This is a genomic window from Thermogemmatispora sp., assembly GCF_019683635.1.
Lineage (GTDB): Bacteria > Chloroflexota > Ktedonobacteria > Ktedonobacterales > Ktedonobacteraceae > Thermogemmatispora.
The window spans coordinates 1-17,637 of the sequence record NZ_JADGIA010000107.1 but is presented as its reverse complement, the minus strand read 5'-3'; the positions used below and the strand labels follow the sequence as shown (position 1 = coordinate 17,637).

The window sequence follows — 17,637 nt, the reverse complement described above, 5'->3', positions numbered from 1 at the left end:
CCGCCAGCAGACCGACGGACAGCGCCGAGAAGGACTGGCGGCAGCCTCAGATCCGGCTGATCTGGGGACTGGTGCCGGAAGCGATCAGATGAGTTCAGGTGCAACTCGGGTTTGCCATCCGATCAGGAGGGCTGGCTGGTCCAGTGCCGACCGCGACGAGACGACGCTTCGTTCGCTCAATCGACGTCCGATTCGCTTTCCAAGGAGGTACGCTCATGTGCGATAAGACCGGCCTCACTCGTTCTTCACCACGACCTGGCTCCGCGGCGGGCCTGGGGCGCGCTGTGCTCTCGCTGCTGGCGTTGAGCTTGCTGCTCCTGCTGGCTGCCTGTGGTCAGGGCGGCTCTAGCAGCTCGTCCAATAAGACTCACGTGCTGACGGTCGTGCCTAGCCCTAAAGGTGACTTCACCAACGGCTTTAGCCCTTACTCGGCTACTGCGAACTACGGTTCGCAGGGCATGATCTATGAGACCCTGCTCTTCTTCAATCGCATGAATAGCCAGATCACGCCCTGGCTGGCGCAGAGCTACGATTTCTCCAGCGATGCCAAGACCCTGACCTTCCACCTGCGCCCTGGCGTGAAGTGGTCCGATGGCCAGCCGTTCACGTCGGCAGACGTGGTCTTTACACTGCAGATGCTCAAGCAGTACCCGGCAGCGGATACCAATGGCCTCTGGCAGTATCTCCAGAGCGTCCAGGCCTCCGATGATCAGACGGTGACCGTCACTTTGAAGGCCCCCTATACGCCCATCCTCTGGTATCTGGCTGGTCAGACCTGGATCGTCTCAAAGCATGAGTATGCCAGCGCCGGCGATCCGACCAAGTTCGTCGACGCCAATCCTGTCGGCACTGGCCCCTTCATGTTGAAGTCCTTCACGCCGCAGCTGATTACGCTCAAGAAGAATCCGAATTACTGGCAGCCCGGTAAGCCTGCCGTCGATGAGATCCGCTATCCGGCTTTCGATTCGAATACCAGCGCCGAGCTGCTGCTCAGCCGCGGTGATGTCGATTGGACGGGCCTCTATACGCCCAATATCCAGCAGACCTATGTTGCCAAGGACCCGGCCCATAATCATTATTGGTTCCCCAACCGCAACATTGTGATGCTGTATTTGAATACGGCGAAGGCCCCGTTCAACCAGCTGGCGGTACGCCAGGCCATTAGCGCGGCGATCGATCGCGAGCAGATTTATAAGGTAGCCGAGAGCGGCTACGAGCCAGTGGCCAGCCCCACCGGTCTGGTCCTGCCGGAGAACCAGAGCTTCCTCAATCCGAAGTACGCTAATGTCTCCTTCGCTAAGGACCCCAATCAGTCCCAGCAGCTGCTGGCAAGCGCTGGCTTCCATAAAGGGTCGGACGGCATCTATGTCGACAGCAGCGGCAAGAAGCTGTCGTTCCAGATCGATGTGGTGACCGGCTGGACCGACTGGGTGACAGCGGTGCAGATCATCGCCAGCGATCTGAAGGCGATCGGCATCGATGCGAAGGTGAATTCGATTTCCTTCAATGCCTACTTCAGCGCTCTGCAGATGGGCAGCTACGATATGGCGATCTCCTGGACCAACCCGGGACCGACGCCTTTCTACCTGTATAATTCGCTGCTCAATAGCAGCAACAGTGCCCCGCTTGGGAAGCCAGCAGCCTCCAACTGGGAGCGCTGGATGGACCCGACGACTGATAAGCTGCTGGCCCAGTACGCGACAACCACCGACCAGGCGCAGCAGCAGCAGGCGCTCTATGGTCTGCAGCAGATCATGGTGGAGCAGCTGCCGAGCATTCCGCTGGTCTACGGAGCAACCTGGTACGAGTATAGCAGCCGCAATTTCACCGGCTGGCCGGATACGAACAATGCATACGCTTCCCCGGCTCCCTTCGACTTCCCCGATGCCGAAGTGGTGGCCTTGAATTTGAAGCCCGTTGCCTGAAACCCCGTGCGTAGGCGAGGTGAGGGGGCCGATCGGGTGCGGCTCTCTCACCTCCCTCCGCATCGGCTCGGCTCGGCCCGGCCCGGCCCGGGGCCAACCACAGGCCTTCGGCGCTGACTCCGATGTTGCTCCATTTCGTTCGATGGCAATGGACTTGCATGGGTAACGGACAGGCAAGCGGGTTTGCTTTCCTAATCTAATAAGGAACAACTTTGGCCAACACCCGGCATGGCAGCGCCCGCCGACGCTCTCGGCGGCTGGTAAGCGCTCACCGCTACACCGTCGCTTTGCCGGCTGCGTACGGCACTGCTGCCTCTCTCGACTGGGAGGAAAGGGGACCCAGAATGAGGCATTTACTGCGCCGCCTTGGCTTCTACCTGGTGGCCCTGTGGGCCTCGATTACCTTGAATTTCGTTATTCCGCGCTTGATCCCGGGTGATCCGGCTGGCGCGCTGATGGCCCGCTTCCAGGGACGGATGACGCCCCAGGCCATTCATGCTCTGGAGCTGCAGTTTGGTATCTCTCACGATCCGCTCTGGATGCAATATATTCAGTACCTGGGGGATCTGCTCCACGGCAATCTCGGAACCTCTTTTACGTACTTCCCGACGCCCGTGGCCACGGTCCTGGCTCAAGAGCTACCCTGGACGCTGGCCCTGGTCGGCACCTCCGTGCTGATCAGCTTTGCACTGGGGTCGCTGATCGGCGTCTTTATCGCCTGGAGACGCGGCTCGTTTCTGGATAATATTCTACCACCTTTCTTGACGTTTTTCTCGGCTATTCCCTACTTCTGGCTGGCTCTGATTGCGCTCTATCTCTTGGCCTACACGTTGAGATGGTTCCCGGTGAACGGCGGCTACGATACGTCCTTGACGGTCGCGCTGACACCGGATTTCTTGCTGAGCGCGCTCAACCATGCCCTGCTGCCCGGCTTCACGATTGTCCTGGCCTCGGTCGCCGGCTGGATGCTCGGGATGCGCAACGCCATGATTACCACCCTGACCGAGGACTATGTCTTGCTGGCCGAGGCCAAGGGCCTCAAGGAGCGCCGCGTGATGTTCTCCTATGCGGCCCGCAATGCTATTCTGCCGAATGTGACCGGCTTCGCCCTCTCGCTTGGTTTTGTGGTGGCTGGCTCGCTCTTGACCGAGGTGGTTTTCTCTTACCCTGGCGTGGGCTTCGCCTTGCTGCAGGCCGCGCAGAATTCCGATTATCCCTTGCTGCAGGGCATTTTCCTGCTGATCGCGCTGGCCGTGCTGGGCGCCAATTTCCTGGCGGACCTGGCTTATCTGGTACTGGATCCACGGGTGCGCTAGCGTCGCTGGCGATCGACAGGCTGTGACAGGTGGTCTGTCGCTGAGGTCAGTTGGCGGCTCCGTGGCCGCGGACGAACGGCAGGCAGCCCGGCCCTGACCCAGACCTGAGCAGCGCTGAGAGATCGAAGACAGAGAGAAGGAGTGATCGATCATGGCTATGCTACCTCAATCGCCAGAGCCAGCGGCCACGTCGGCCAGCGAGCTGCAGCCGGGAGCAAGGACGGGCGCGGCGCTGGACGCCGTGTCGGCTGGAGCTGGCAAGGCCAGCCCGGCACTGGCCCCGACTCCAGTGTCTGAGCGGCCCTGGATGAGTCTATGGCGCATCTTTACGCTCAATCGCAAGGCGATGGTGGGGATGTGCATTGTGGGCTTCTTCTTCCTGGTGGCGATCTTTGGGCCGTTTTTTATCCATACGGACCCGAGCGCCTTGTCGAACGATGTGCTGGTGCCGCCATCGCCCAGCCACTGGCTGGGGACGACGCAGACCGGCCAGGACATCTTTAGTCAGTTGGTGGTGGGCACGCGGGTCTCGATTCTCTGGGGGCTGGCGACGGGCCTGGTGGTGACCACCATCTCGGTGCTGGTCGGCTTGTGCGCCGGCTACCTGGGAGGGATCGTCGATGAGGTGCTCTCGCTGCTGATCAATGTCTTTCTGGTGCTGCCGAGCTTCCCGCTGGCGGTGCTGCTGGCCGCCTATGTGCCCTTTAAGGGGCCGTTGACGGTGGCCGCGGTGATCACTCTGACGAGCTGGGCCTATCAGGCGCGGGTGCTGCGCGCGCAGACGTTGTCGCTGCGCCGGCGCGATTTTGTGGAGGCGGCCCGCTCCAGCGGTGAGTCGACCTGGCGCATTATCTTCTTTGAGATTTTCCCGAATGAGATCGCTATTGTGGCCGCCGGTTTCGTGAGCACGGCGATCTACGTGATTCTGGCTGCCGCCGGCCTGGAGTTCCTGGGCCTGGGCGATGTGACGGTGGTCGACTGGGGCACGATGTTCTACTGGGCCCAGAATAATGATGCCTTGCTGCTGGGGGCCTGGTGGTGGTTCGCGGCCCCGGGCCTCTGTATCGCCCTGCTGGGGGCCGGCCTGGCTTTGATCAATTTCGGCATCGATGAGGTGGCCAATCCTCGCCTGCGCAGTGAGGCGCGGCCCAGCAAGCGCCTGCTGCGGCAGATGCTGTCGCGCTCCGCTGGGACGGGCGTCGGCTCTGGAACGGGCACGGCCCCTTTCGGTGCCTCGCGTAGTCTCGGCTAGCGGTGGGTGTCGCGCTGCCCGGCCCTGGCCTCTGCCGTGGCGGGCCTACTCTCTCCGTCCGGGCGAGGCCAGGGCCTCTCTCTCGACGCCGCCGGCTGGTCGCTTACTCTCTTGCTTGAGAGACCATCATTCCCGAGAGGATAGAGAACAGGAGAACGCATGACGAGTATCCCCACTGTCTCATTCCAGGCGGTTGAGGACCTGGCTGCACGCTTCCCCACTGGCTTCTTCTGGGGAGCCGCGACTTCTTCGTATCAGGTGGAGGGGGCGGTCGCTGAGGATGGCCGCGGCCCTTCGATCTGGGATGATTTTTCGGCGACGCCGGGCAGGGTTGTCGATGGCCAGAGCGGCGCTCAGGCCGCGGATCATTACCATCGCTATCGCGAGGATGTGGCTCTGATGGCGCGCCTGGGCTTGAATGCCTACCGCTTTTCAATCGCCTGGCCGCGGGTACTGCCCGAGGGGCGTGGCCTGGTGAATCAGGCGGGCCTGGATTTCTATGATCGCCTGGTCGATGCGCTGCTGGAAGCGGGCATTCAGCCGTTTGTTACGCTCTATCATTGGGACCTGCCTTCGGCCCTGGAACACGAGGGCGGCTGGCGGGCACGCTCGACAGCTTACGCCTTCGCCGACTACGCGGAGGTGGTGGCGCGCCGGCTTGGCGATCGCGTCTTGCATTGGATGACGCTCAATGAGCCGTGGTGTAGCGCCTATCTGGGCTACGGGATTGGCGTGCACGCGCCGGGCCTGCGCGATCGTCAGGCGGCGGTCGATGCCGCGCATCATCTCTTGCTGGCGCACGGGTTGGCCCTGCCCCGCATGCGGGCGATCTTGCCCGCGCAGGCACAGATCGGCACAGCTCAGGTGCTGGTGAAGGTCTATGGCGCCGATGAACGCCCGGAGACGCAGCGCGATGTGGCTCTGGCCCATGCGTTCTCAAATCGCTGGTTCCTTGATCCGCTCTACCGCGGGTGCTATCCCGAGGGCCTCTTTGCGGCTTTGGGCCTCAATCCGCCGCCCATCGAGGAGGGCGATCTGGAGCTGATTGCGGCCCCTCTCGATTTTCTCGGGGTCAATAACTATTCCCGCATGCTGGTGCGCGGTTCGCCGGAGCCGCCGCTGGCCGATCAGTGTCGAACGGTCTCGCCTGTCCCCAATGCCTGTTATACTGATATGGCCTGGGAGATCTTCCCCCAGGGCCTGCGTGATCTCCTGCTCGATGTGAGCCGCGAGTATCCAGTGCAGCGGCTCTATGTGACGGAAAATGGGGCGGCTTTCCCCGATGAGTGGGATGGAGGCGAGACGGTCCACGACCCGCGTCGTGTGGCTTACCTGGCATCGTATATCAATGCCTGTGCCGAGGCTCTGGAGCAGGGGGCGCCGCTCTGTGGCTATTTCGTCTGGTCCCTGCTCGATAATTTCGAGTGGGCCGAGGGCTACCGTAAGCGCTTCGGCATTGTCTATGTTGATTATGCCTCGCAGCGGCGTGTGATGAAGGAGAGCGCTCACTGGTATGCGGCCCTGCTGCAGTCTTTTCACGCTCGCTCGCGCTGCTGCTGAGTCCGGCGGAGGATAACAGGCGCCTGCCTGCTCTGCCGCTCCTGTTGCCCGCGCGGTGAGCGCAACCGGCGGGGACAGGCCAGATGGTTCATTCTGTCCCTGTGCTTGCTTTCCCTCCCCAGAGGCCCAGCCCAGACTCTCAAGACGAGGGCAGGGCTGGGCCTCCCTCTCCCTGAGCGCTTGCTTCCTGCACTGCTGATGGATATTCCTGGCGCGCGTCCTCTCCTCTTCTTCCGTCGGGAGGTGAGCGGCCTCTCCTTCAGGGATTGGCTGCCGTGGAGCTACCTGCTAAATCTGTGACTTGGGCGCGTTTTATTTCCAGTGGAAATAATGGTAATATACATTGATATAAAGAAGTTGGCTGCCAGGTAGTCGCCCCGCGGGGTGCGTTTGTTGGAGGGTACGCTGATGGCCGCTGGTGATTGGTGTCTCTTGCAAAAACCTGAATTTCTTCGCGCATTACAAACTCTCTCTCCCAAAGAGATCCGCCTGGTGATCGAAAAGCTCAATCTCCTTTTGATCGACCCCTATCCCGATGGCCACACGCGCTGTCAGGTGCGCCATATGGGAATACCGGTCTATCGCTTGCGCTGCGGGGTTTTTCGCATTTTCTACACCCTGAAGCGCCCATATATCTGTGTACTGGCTCTGCGCCGGCGCGATCAGGCAACTTACGACGGCGAGCTGGACGCTGCTGTCCCGGATGGGACGGCGGCCCTCGCGCTGGTGGCCGCCGCCGAAGGGGCCGCTGAGGAGGAGCGGCAGACGGCTGCGCAGTCAGCCCCGGCCTACTGGGAGCGCTGGCTGGCCCCTCAGCCGCCACCCAAGCGCGCGCTGCCCGAGCCGATCACACCCGAGCTGCTCAGCCGCCTGGGGGTGCCGCCGGCCTTTCATGCTCGCCTGCTGCCCCTGACAACTCAGGAGGACTTGCTGGATTGCCCGGGGGTGCCCGATGAGTATTTGCTGCTGATCGATCAACATATGTTTGAGCGGCCCCTGGTCTCGGTGCTCCAGCAGCCCGACTATCTGCTGAGCGATGTCGAGGATCTGCTGCGGTATCGCCAGGGGGAGCTGGTCGGTTTTTTGCTGCACCTCTCGCCGGAGCAGGAGACCTTTGTGCGGCGTGGCCTGCACTCGGGTGGGCCGACGCTGCTCAAGGGGGGCCCGGGCACAGGGAAGAGTATGATTGCGCTCTATCGCGTGCGGGCCATCCAGGAGGAGCTGCGCCGTCAGGGGCGGGAAGAGGCGCGCCTGCTGTTTACAACCTATACGAATGCGCTGGTGCGTTCAAGTGAACAACTGCTGCGTCAGTTGCCAGGGGTTGATCTAGGCTGTGTAGAGGTGCAGACAGCAGATCGTCTGATCTTTCAGCTTCTCAGCAGTCTGGGGGAGCCTCCCAGGCCGCTGACGCCGCAGGAGGAGCAGCAGCTCTTTGCGCAGGCCCTGGAGACGGTGTGTTTCACAGGGTCGCCGGCTCAGCAGCGGGCGCAGCGTCAGGCTCTGTCGCAGCTCGGGGCAGAGTACCTGCGGCGCGAGTTGACGCAGGTCATTCTGGCGCGTCAGATCCCTTCGCTGGAGGCGTATTTGCGGGCGCCGCGCCCGGGCCGGCGGGTGGCGCTTTCGCCGCTGCAGCGCCGGGCGGTGTGGGCGCTCTATGAGCGCTTTGTGGCCCTGGTCCGTCTGCGGGGTAAGGAGACCTGGCAACAGATGCGGGTCCGTGCGGCGGAGTGTGCCGCGGCTGGATGGTTCCCACCTTGCTACGATGCGGTGCTGATCGATGAGGCTCAGGATCTTGATCCGGCGGCCTTGCGTCTGCTGGTCTTGCTCTGCCGCGATCCGCGGCTGCTCTTCATTACGGCGGATGCGAATCAGTCGATCTATGGCAGCGGTTTTGCCTGGACGGAGGTCCATGAGTTGCTGCGCTTTCGCGGGCGTACCTCGGTCTTGACGGTCAATTATCGTTCGACGCGCGAGATCGCCGAGGCGGCACGGGCCTATTTGCAGGCCCAGGAGTCAGGCGAGCTGGAGAGCGAGTCGGGCGAGCGGCGCTATGTGCATAGCGGGCCGGTGCCGGCCCTGCGACGCGTGGCTTCGCGGGCTGAGGAGGTCGATCTCCTGCGGCGCTTCCTGCCGGCGGCGGCCCACGAGCTGCGGCTGGGAATTGGGGCCTGCGCCGTGCTGACGCCGACGGTGCGGGCCGGTCGCCTCCTGGCGGAGGATCTGCAAGCCCAGGGCCTGCCAGCCCGTTTTATGCGCAGCCATGAGCTGGACCTGGAGGCGGCAGGGGTGAAGGTGCTGACCCTGCCGTCGGCGAAGGGCCTGGAGTTTCCGGTGGTGGCGCTGGCCGGCTTCACTGATGGAAGCTGGCCGCGAAGCGCTCTGTCGGCTCTGAGCGCCGAGGAGCAGAGCGAGCTGCAGGCCATCGATCGACGGACGCTCTTTGTGGGGATGACGCGAGCGATGCGGGCCTTGCTGGTGGTGGTGCCCTCAGAGGCTTCCTCGCCTTTGCTGGAGGGCTTCGATGCCGCCTATTGGAACCTGGCCTGAGCCTGCGCAGGGCCTGCATCTGGCCCCGTGAGAAGACGGCAAGTCGGCCCGGGGCGGCGGTTGCTGTATGGCGGGCGGTATACTAGAATACAACGAAAGACAGCCTGGTCTCGCTGTGGCGAACGGCTGTCGGCAGTCTCCTGGAGGTGGGTTTCTCAGAAGATGATGTTGTCTGATGCGGCTGTCCCAGGGTCGCAGCCTGCCAGCGGCGAGGGGCGGCCACCGGCGCACCTGGCGCGTGTCTACCGGCGACTCCTGGAGGTCTATGGTGAGCCTGTCTGGCGGCCCTCGGGCGAGCCATTGGGGGAGCTGGTGGGGACGATTCTGTCGCAGCATACCTCGGATACTAATTCGGAGCGGGCCTACAGGCAGTTGCGGGCCGCTTTCCCTTCGTGGGAGGAGCTGCTTGCTGTCCCGAGTGAGCAGGTGGCGGCGGTCATTCGCTGTGGCGGCCTGGCCAATGTGAAGGCCCGCCGTATTCAGGAGGTGCTGGCTGAGCTGGCGCGCCAGCAGGTGGCCCAGGCCCAGGCTCAGCCCTCGCCGCCTGCGACCGAGACGGGGACGTTGGAGGCTTTCTTGTCTGCCGAGCTGCAGCGCCGCCAGCCGTTGGAAGCCTGGGAGTATTTGCAGAAGCTGCCAGGCGTGGGACCAAAGACGGCGGCTTGCGTGCTGTTGTTCGCGTTGGGCTGGCCGGTGATGCCGGTCGATACGCACGTGCATCGGGTGGCGCGCCGCCTGGGCTTGCTCGGGCCGCAGGTGAGCGCCGAGCAGGCCCATCTGCTTCTGGCTCAGATGACGCCCCCGGCCTGGGTCTATCCCCTGCATGTCAATCTGATTCGCCACGGACGGCGCGTCTGCCTGGCGCAGCGCCCGCGCTGTCCTGGCTGTCCTTTACTAAACGAGTGCCGCTATGCAGGCGGCCTGGTCGCCGAAGAGGAGACGGAACCCGCGCAGGCCGCTGCCGATCCTTCTTCGGCGGAGGATCACTAGCGAGCGCTACAGGCTGCCGATGCGCTCCGACTTTGGCTTCGGCTGTTCGGGAGGGCAGCAAAGCCGGAGCGGGGGAGCACAACACTGGCCCGCGCTGATAGCTGATTCTGTATGCAAGGAGCGAACTGATGGCGTTAGGCCAGGACTGGAGCCAGATTATTCATCAGAGCGAGAACGAGCGCTTTGTGGGACGCGAGCAGGAGCTGACGCTCTTTCTGGAGGAGCTCCGTCGCGTGCCGCCGCGCACGCTCATCTTTTATCTCACTGGCCAGGCCGGCGTTGGCAAGACGACGCTGCTGCGGCGCTTCCAGGCTATGGCCCGTGAGCTGGGCTTTCTGGTCGCCGAGTGCGACGAGCGCCAGCGTGATGTGTTGGCCGTCTTAGGTCATCTGGCCGCTCAGTTCGATCAGCACGGTTTGCGCCTCAAAGCCTTTGAAGATCGTCATCGCCTCTACTACCAGCGCTTGCATGAGATTGAGAATGATCCCCAGGCGCCGCGCGGCCAGGGGGGCCTGTCGGTGCGTATGCTGCTACGCCTGGCCTTTGTGGCCGGCGAAATGCTACCGGTGGTTGGCCCCGCCTTTTCCTATCTGTCGCTGGAGGAGGTCGAGGAACTGGCCAGCGAGTGGGGGCGCTATCTGCTGCGTAAGCTGGGCAATCGCGAGGAGATCGAGCTGCTGCGCGAGCCGGAGCACGTCCTCAGCCAGCTCTTCTTTGCCGATCTCAATCGGATCGCCGAGCGCTGGCCGGTGCTGCTCTGTCTCGATAATCTGGAGGCGACGCGCCCGGCTCTCTTCTGGTGGTTACTGCGCCTGCCCGAGTATAGGCCGTCGGGGCGTATCCGCCTGGTGCTGGCCGGGCGTGATCCGCTAGATAACGAGTGGGGCGTCTTGCGCGGGGTGACGCGCGTGATTCGCCTGGATGTCTTCACGGAGGAGGAGGCCGAGGCCTTTCTGGATCTCTACCATGTGCGCGATCCGCTGCGGCGCCAGGAGATTATCGAGGTCTCGGGCCGGCTGCCAGTCCTGATGAGCTGGCTGGCGGCGCCGCGTGAGAGTGGGGGGGCTTCCTATGCGGTGCTGCCGGCGGGGGATATGGTCGAGCGTTTTCTGCGCTGGGTGCACGATCCAGTCCTGCGGGAGGCGGCCCTGTTGGGGGCGCTGCCACGGGTGCTCAATCGCGATGTGCTGGCCTGCCTGCTGCGCTGCGCCCTGGGCGAGCAGGCTCCCCATGTGGAGCGCGTCTTTAGCTGGTTGATTGCGCTGCCGTTTGTCAGCGAGCGCGGCGAGGGCTGGCGCTACCATTCGGTGGTTCGACGCATGATGCTGGAGTATCTGCGCCGCCGCAGTCCGGTCGGCTATCGCGAGCTCCAGGGTTGCCTGGCGACCTTCTACCGCCAGCAACTGGAGGCGCTCTACGCTGATGGACAGGAGCACTGGCAGGCGGCTCGCTGGCAGGAGGGAACGCTCAACACTCTCTATCACGGGCTGCTGGCCGACCTCCACAGCGGCTGGAACGCGCTGCTGAGCTGCTTTATGCAGGCGCTCTACCAGGATCGCCGCTTTGCGGCCCGCCTGGTGGAGATGGCCGCCCTGGAGGAGGTCCGCCGGACGCTGGAGCGCGAGCAGCGCGAGCTGTTGGAACTGATGCAGGCCGGGCTGCGAGCGATGGAGGAAGGCGACTGGGCAACGGGGTTGCGCCTCTTTGATCGGCTCTGCCAGATCGCCGAGCTACCGCCGCGGGCGCGGGCTGCGGCCTTCTTTTTCCGTGGGCGTGTGCAGCGCTACCGCCAGGCCTATACGGAGGCGCTCGTCGATCTCAGTCAGGCCATTGCGCTGGATGAGACGAATCTGTGGGCTTTTGTAGAGCGCTCGCGTGTCTTGCGCCGCCTGCGCCGCTACAGTGAGGCGCTGGAGGATCTGACGCGGGTGGTGACGCTCAATCCGCTCGATGCGCGTTCCTGGGCCAGTCGCGGCCAGGTCTATACCCGCCTGGGACGCTATGAGGAGGCGCTGCAGGATTTTGAGCGCGCGCTTGCTCTGGATGAGGGCTATGTCTGGGCGCTGGTGCATCGGGCCGAGGTCTGTCGCCTGCGCGGCGCTTATGAGCAGGCCCTGGCCGATCTGGAGCGAGCCTTAGCGATCAGTCCGCACGAGGCGCGGGCCTGGGGTGAGCGCGGTGAGGTCTGTCGCCTGTTGGGCCACTACGAGGAGGCGCTGACCTGCCTGGCTCAGGCTCTGGCCCTGCGACCAGACTATGCCTGGGCGTTGGTCTGCCGCGGCCAGGTCCTGGCTGCCCTCGGGCGTCGTGAGGAGGCCCTGACCGATCTGGAGCGGGCCCTGGCGCTGGATGCAACGCTGGAGCAGGCGGCCCAGGCCCGGGCGGCCCTGCTGGCCGGGGAAGAGGCGCCTGCTATCTCGGCTCCAGTCACTCAGAGACTGGATACGGCTCGCACGCAGCCGCTGCCGCCGCTGGAGGAGGGGCCGCAGACGCGCTCGTTGGGCGGGGAGGAGGCTCCTGGCGGGCCGTCGTCTGGCTGAGCGCGCGGACACGGCGAGGCAGCGCGGCCCCTGCATGGATGCTTGTTTCAGCTCAGGAGGCCTCGCTTTTGTCGGCGGATCGCCGGGTGGCTGCCTGCTCGCCGTCGTCCTGGTCGCTCTCCGTCTCTGGTACTGGCAGCCCGAGCAGGCGCATGATCTTGAGGGCGTTGGTGGTGGGACAGGGGCCGGGCCGCAGGCGGTAGTCAAAGATCATCTCTCCATCACGCACTTCCTCGCGAAAGTGATAGTTGTTGATTCCCGCTATTTCTTCAGCGAGCTGCGTCAGGTCGAGGTCATGGGTGGCCACCAGGCCAGCGCAGCGCCGGCCCGTGGTGGCGAGGGCGCGCAGGTAGGCCCGGCTGCCGAGGCGCCGCTCGCGGTTGTTGGTGCCGCGGAAAATTTCGTCGATCAGGAAGAGCAGCGGCGCTGAAGACGGACGTTCGGCTGTGTCCAGCAGGGCGCGCAGGCGCCGCACCTCGGCGTAGAAATAGGAGGCGCCTTCGGTCAGGGCGTCGCTGATGCGGATGCAGGCGAAGAGGCGCAGGGGCGTCAGGCGCAGGCGGATGGCGTCGACGGGGGCGCCGGCGTTGGCCAGGACCAGGTTGATGCCGACGGTGCGCAGGAAGGTGCTTTTGCCAGCCATGTTGGAGCCGGTGATGATGGCGATGCTCCCGATCTGGCGCAGGGTGAAGTCGTTGACGACTTTGCTGGCGGGCGGCAGCAGGGGATGGCCCAGCCCCTGGCCTTCGTAGAGGAACGGGGTCCCGGCTTCGGCGGGCGGGATGAACTCAGGCAGGTGGTAGTCGGGGTTGAGGTCGGCAAAGGTGGCCAGGGAGCAGAGAGCCTCTAGCTCAAACCAGGTCTCTAGCCAGCGCGGCAGGTGCCGGAGCAGGCGGGCTTTCCAGGCTTCGAGGCGCAGGGCAATGAGGAATTCCCAGGGCGTGACGAGGTGGAGCAGCAGGGTCAGGAGCAGGTTCTGACCGAAGGAGGCCAGGCTGAGCAGGAGCGAGAGACGATGCAGGGCCTGGGACGGACTGAGCTGGTTGCTCTCGCTCTGGCTGAAGGGGCAACAGAGCTGCTGTACGAGGGGCTGCTGTGGGAAGTGGCGCCGTTCGAGGTAGGCGAAGATGGCGCTGAGCTGGGCGCAGGCTCTCTGTAGCTCAAAGGTTTCGTCGAAGAGGTCGCCGGCGTCGCCGCGCCGCAGGAGGAAGAAGAGGATGCTCAGGGCGGCGCTGAGGAGCCACCAGGGCGGCAGATGGAGGGTGAGCTGCCCGGCCAGCAGCAGCAGGGTGAGCAGGTTGAGGCTGCCCATGTAGGTGAGGTCCTGCCGGAGCCGGGCTTTGGGCGGCTCTTGCTGGAGCCGACGCAGAAGCTGGCTGCCGCGCGCCAGTCCACTGGCTCCGCCGGCCAGGTGGGCCTCGATCTGGAGCCGGTTGCGGAAGAGACGCAGGGGAGTCAGTTCGGCGACCAGGGCTTGCCGGCGCTGGATGGTGGCCAGGTCGGGGGCTTCCTCTAGCAGCCAGCTCTTGAGGAGCAAGGCCCCCTCGCGGGTGGTGGCGGTGTTGAGGAGACGGTGCAGCGAGCGCGGCCCGCTGATGTCGAGGTCGAGGTCGAAGGGATGGGTGGCATCGCTGTCGTAGAGGTCACGCCCACCAGGGAGGGGGGCGATGGCTTGCCAGTCGACGAGCAGGCGCGCTTGCTGGTCGTGGAGCAGGCGCGAGAGGAGCCGCAGGCGGCTGAGGTGGCTTTCGAGGCGCCGGTGTTGGGCGACCAGGACGCTGAAGAGGATCAGGCCGAGGGCGACGCTGAGGAGGCCGAGCCACCAGCGCAGGGCCAGGCCGAGGGCGAGGCCGCTGATCAGGCTAACGGCGAAGACGAGGACGCGCAGCCATGAGTAGCGATTGCTGCGCGCGTCCAGGTGCGTGATGCGCCGCTGCAGGCGCTCCTCGTGTCGCTGCAGTGCCCGCAGACGAGCGGCTTTGTCGGGATGCATGGGCGGTGCTCCTCTCTATCTGTCAGGGTTGTGATGGCCGCCGACTCGACCTCGATGCGCGCGGTGGGCCAGACCAGGCAGGTGGCTGAAGAGAGGCTGGCACGAGTCGGCGCAGGGGAGGACGTGCCGCGGGCGTGGATCTGCCCGGGCGCGCTTCCCGTTTGATCAGATGATAGCGCGTCTGGCAAGGGGAGGAACAGGGGGAAGCGATCTGGCGGAGCGGCTGACGATGAAAGAGAAAGAGAAAGAGACCCCCGCCCTCTGAGCGAGGACAGGGATCTCTGCAACGAAGAGAGGAGGCCGGGAGGTTGTTCGTTCGCCAGGAACGCGCTGCAAAGGGTGGGCGTCCCTGCCCAGCCTGTAGAGCTGTGGTTGCTGGCCCTCCCGTTTGCTTAGGGCCGGGTATCAGGGCGGGCCTGGCTATGGCCCGCTGGTGCCGGGAATGGGAAGTAGGGTCTCGCTGCCATCCCGGCCTGTGATGACGACGCCAATGCCCGCCCGCGGAGCCAGGCGCCACCAGCGGCGGATCTCTTCCTCATCTGTGGTGGCACAGGCGAGCGTGGGAACACGCGGGTGCGGCACGCTGCAGCTCGGACGCTCGCAGGCACAACGCCCGTCGGGCAGGCGCTCGTAAAGGGGAACAACGCGCCAGCCGTGCCGCGCGTAGGACAGGGCATAGTCCAGCAAGCGGCTCCTGTCGATGGCTACGTGACGTTCCAGGTAGGTCGCCATTGGGGCGGCTCCTTTGCTCGGGTGAGGCAGACGAACACATGGAACAGTGACCAGGGCAGGTACATCCCCTTGTCCTTCCTGCTCCTCTCCTCCGGCCTGGCTGGCCAGGACCATCGGGCCGTCGGCGGCGACAAGATCAGCGCGCGAGCGCTTGCAACCCTGCCGACCACCCACACCGGCCTCTCCGGCGGAGCCCCCACTCCGCCGGAGCCGGTGGGTGCAGCCTTCCAGTAACCAGAAGGATTACTTATATTGTACGTGATGCTCCAAATATATGTTTGTCGATAGAGGGCCGCTGCTGATGGTGAAACCGGGCCGGCGCGGTGGGCAGCCTGGGCCGATGGCGAGCGGGGAGCGCTGAGTGAGGCAGTCCGCCGTGAATATGGCCTTTTTGAGAGGCTGATTCGAAACTCGGCGAGGGCTGGCCAGAAATGCGGTCGGATTCTGACCGCATTGGCCTCTGGACGCAGCGCTACTGCCTGTGGTATACTCGAAAATGCCATGCTGCCTCTTCAAAACTCGCCCCTTGCGGTTTGCAGAAGACGAGTTTCGAGAAAGGTCGTAAGACGATGTATGCTGGACGCGAAGGAGGAGGGGAAACGAGCCTCTCAGATGCCAAATTGGGGCCTCAGCAGAGGGGACGATCCGCACGAGGATACTGAAAGTACGTGGTATACTACAAGATAGTGAGAAGTGAGAGGCAAGACTGATCTGACTGGCGCATGCGCGGATCGTTGTCCGCTCCTGACCGCCTGGCCGCTCCCGTGGCCATAACCAGGACTGGGCCAGACGACGCGACACGGCTCTGCACGGCCTTGCCCTGGCCAAACAGCCCAGGCTCCAGGCTGCTCCATCCTGTACGCTCGCGCAACTGCAACGACAACAGAGCAGCTCGGCCAGCAGCCACCAGGAGACGATGACGAACCAGGCTCTGCCCCTCTCGTTCGCCAGCCAACTGCTTCGCTCGGGCAGCGCCTGCCTGCCTCTCTGTCTCTCTATCTATCTCTGTCTATCTATCTGGCTGTGCTCGTATACGAGGCCGGGGAGGGCTTTCGTCTATGACACGCGATCAGGGGCCTGACGAGGACGGGCATCAGGAAATCACACGACAGCAAGCTGCCAGCGCTCGCATCGGCAATTATCTCTTGCTACGCCGCCTCGGGCGTGGTGGCTTCAGTACCGTCTATCTGGCCCGCCATCTGATTCTGCAGTCGCGCCCCCCGGTAGCCCTCAAACGCCTGTTCACTCCTCTCGATTCTCCCGAGATTCGCGCTCGCTTTATCGAAGAGGCCCGCCTGCTGGAAGAACTGCACCATCCCCATATTCTGCCGCTGGTTGATGCCGGCATCGATGAGGAGGGTTTCCCCTATCTGGTGACGCTCTACGCCGCCGGCGGCTCTCTGCGCGACCGGCTGCGCCGCGCCTCGGGTCGCCCGCTGCCGCTGGAGGAGGCCCTGGCCATTGTGGCCCAGGTCGGCAAGGCCCTCCACTATGCCCATGAGCGCGGGGTGATCCATCGCGATTTGAAGCCTGAAAATGTCCTCTTCACCGACCACGGTGAGGCCCTGCTGGCCGATTTCGGGATCGCTTTCTTGCTCGGCTCGCGCAGTCTGGAACAGGCCAGCGTGAGTGGCACGCCCGCCTATATGGCCCCCGAGCAGTTCCGCGGCCAGGTCTCCCGCCAGAGCGATGTCTATGCCCTGGCCTGCCTGGCCTATGAGCTGACGACCGGCCACCGCGTCTTTGAGGATCACGATGCTCTGGTGCTGATGTATCGCCATACGCAGGAGGAGCCACAGCCGCCACGGGTCTATAATCCGCATCTGCCGGCCCCGATCGAGGCGGCGATCCTGCGCGGGCTGGCCAAGGAGCGCACGGACCGCTATGCCGATGTGCCGAGCTTTGTGCGCGCGCTGCATGCCTTCCGTCCCTTTGGCGGCCCCGGCCCCGGCCAGGATCTCGGCGAGACGGGGCTGATGGCCGGGCTGGACGATGAGACCGGCGCCGGCCCGGCGGAAGACGATGCGGACTGCGGGTCACCGCTCTGGGATACCGCAGGGGCGCGAACGCCCGACCTGCAGACGCGGCTCGCCGCGGCGGATGAGGGGGAGCGTCTGGGGAGAGGCTCGCCGGGCAGTGACTGGAGATGGCCGGCTGCCTCGCGACCGGCTGAGCCTCCCGCGGAGAGGAGCAGGGAGCGCTGGACGCCACCCGGCCCATCAGGCTACGGGCCAACTCTGCAACCTCCTGCCTCTGGCGCTGGCCGGGGAACCCCTGAACGGCAGACCGGTCCTGCGCTTGTCTCATCAGCGGTGCAGGCCAGCGGCCCCGGCATCATCGAACTGGCTCGCCCCTCTGGTTCGTCGCGCCTCTCTCGTCCCTCGCCTCGCCCGACGGACCGGCCAGCCAGCCAGGAAGGCGCGCAGACACGGGCGCTGGCCGCCCTGGACGCAGGGACAACCGGTCTGCCCGCTTCGCCCCGCAGAACGCCGCTCGCCTGGTTGACGGGCTGGGGCAGGCGCGGCCTGGGAAAACTGGCGCTGATCTCGCTGGCAATCCTGCTGGCCGCCCTGCTGCTGATGAGCGGGCTGCCACTGAGTCGAGGGCTGCTGCTCTCGGCCAGGGTGCAGATTGTCCCGGCGACGCATACGCTGCAGCGCACTTATACGCTGAGCGCTCGCGTGGGCGCCCAGGCCGATCCGGCTCGCTTGCTGGTTCCCGCTCGCCTGCTCTCAACGCCGCCCCAATCGCAGTCTCGCCAGGTCTCCGCCTCCGGCCACGC

Annotated in this window: 11 protein-coding genes; 9 read left to right on the top strand and 2 right to left on the bottom strand. The window is 64.7% G+C overall.

The window, feature by feature from the left end; genetic code table 11:
- The first annotated feature begins 215 nt into the window (after nucleotides 1-215).
- From IRZ31_RS12850 to IRZ31_RS12820, 7 genes are all read left to right on the top strand, one after another.
- Nucleotides 216-1,925, top strand: a complete 1,710-nt coding sequence (locus tag IRZ31_RS12850; RefSeq protein ID WP_297154266.1) for an ABC transporter substrate-binding protein — start codon at nucleotides 216-218, stop codon at nucleotides 1,923-1,925.
- 344 nt (nucleotides 1,926-2,269) lie between these two features.
- A complete protein-coding gene (locus IRZ31_RS12845; RefSeq protein ID WP_297154264.1) occupies nucleotides 2,270-3,241 on the top strand; it encodes an ABC transporter permease in 972 nt (323 codons plus the stop codon).
- A 151-nt stretch (nucleotides 3,242-3,392) separates the two neighbouring features.
- The gene (locus IRZ31_RS12840) at nucleotides 3,393-4,493 is read left to right on the top strand and encodes an ABC transporter permease (RefSeq protein ID WP_297154263.1); all 1,101 of its coding nucleotides are present in this window, start codon (nucleotides 3,393-3,395) and stop codon (nucleotides 4,491-4,493) included.
- Between the two features lie 159 nt (nucleotides 4,494-4,652).
- Nucleotides 4,653-6,053 carry a GH1 family beta-glucosidase gene (locus IRZ31_RS12835; protein WP_112426824.1) on the top strand — a complete coding sequence of 467 codons (1,401 nt, stop codon included), beginning with the start codon at nucleotides 4,653-4,655 and terminating at the stop codon, nucleotides 6,051-6,053.
- Nucleotides 6,054-6,545: 492 nt separating this feature from the next.
- Nucleotides 6,546-8,600 carry a 3'-5' exonuclease gene (locus IRZ31_RS12830; RefSeq protein WP_146747109.1) on the top strand — a complete coding sequence of 685 codons (2,055 nt, stop codon included), beginning with the start codon at nucleotides 6,546-6,548 and terminating at the stop codon, nucleotides 8,598-8,600.
- 162 nt (nucleotides 8,601-8,762) lie between these two features.
- Nucleotides 8,763-9,590: an endonuclease III gene (gene nth / locus IRZ31_RS12825; protein ID WP_297154259.1), complete on the top strand. Its 828-nt coding sequence runs from the start codon at nucleotides 8,763-8,765 to the stop codon at nucleotides 9,588-9,590.
- A gap of 128 nt (nucleotides 9,591-9,718) precedes the next feature.
- Complete coding sequence (locus tag IRZ31_RS12820) at nucleotides 9,719-12,130, top strand: tetratricopeptide repeat protein (RefSeq protein WP_297154257.1); 2,412 nt, start codon at nucleotides 9,719-9,721, stop codon at nucleotides 12,128-12,130.
- Between the two features lie 52 nt (nucleotides 12,131-12,182).
- Here IRZ31_RS12820 and IRZ31_RS12815 read toward each other — a convergent pair whose 3' ends face one another.
- On the bottom strand, nucleotides 12,183-14,123 hold the full coding sequence (locus IRZ31_RS12815) for a MutS family DNA mismatch repair protein (protein ID WP_297154255.1): 1,941 nt from the start codon (nucleotides 14,121-14,123) through the stop codon (nucleotides 12,183-12,185).
- Between the two features lie 420 nt (nucleotides 14,124-14,543).
- The gene (locus IRZ31_RS12810; protein ID WP_112426814.1) at nucleotides 14,544-14,855 is read right to left on the bottom strand and encodes a bifunctional DNA primase/polymerase; all 312 of its coding nucleotides are present in this window, start codon (nucleotides 14,853-14,855) and stop codon (nucleotides 14,544-14,546) included.
- 69 nt (nucleotides 14,856-14,924) lie between these two features.
- On the opposite strand from IRZ31_RS12810, the gene IRZ31_RS12805 reads away from it, so the two are divergent.
- Both IRZ31_RS12805 and IRZ31_RS12800 read left to right on the top strand, forming a co-directional pair.
- Entirely contained in the window at nucleotides 14,925-15,089 is a 165-nt protein-coding gene (locus tag IRZ31_RS12805) for a hypothetical protein (RefSeq protein WP_223258185.1), read from the top strand.
- A gap of 824 nt (nucleotides 15,090-15,913) precedes the next feature.
- Nucleotides 15,914-17,637: serine/threonine-protein kinase (locus IRZ31_RS12800; protein WP_297154251.1), on the top strand; the 1,724-nt coding region annotated here is incomplete at its 3' end.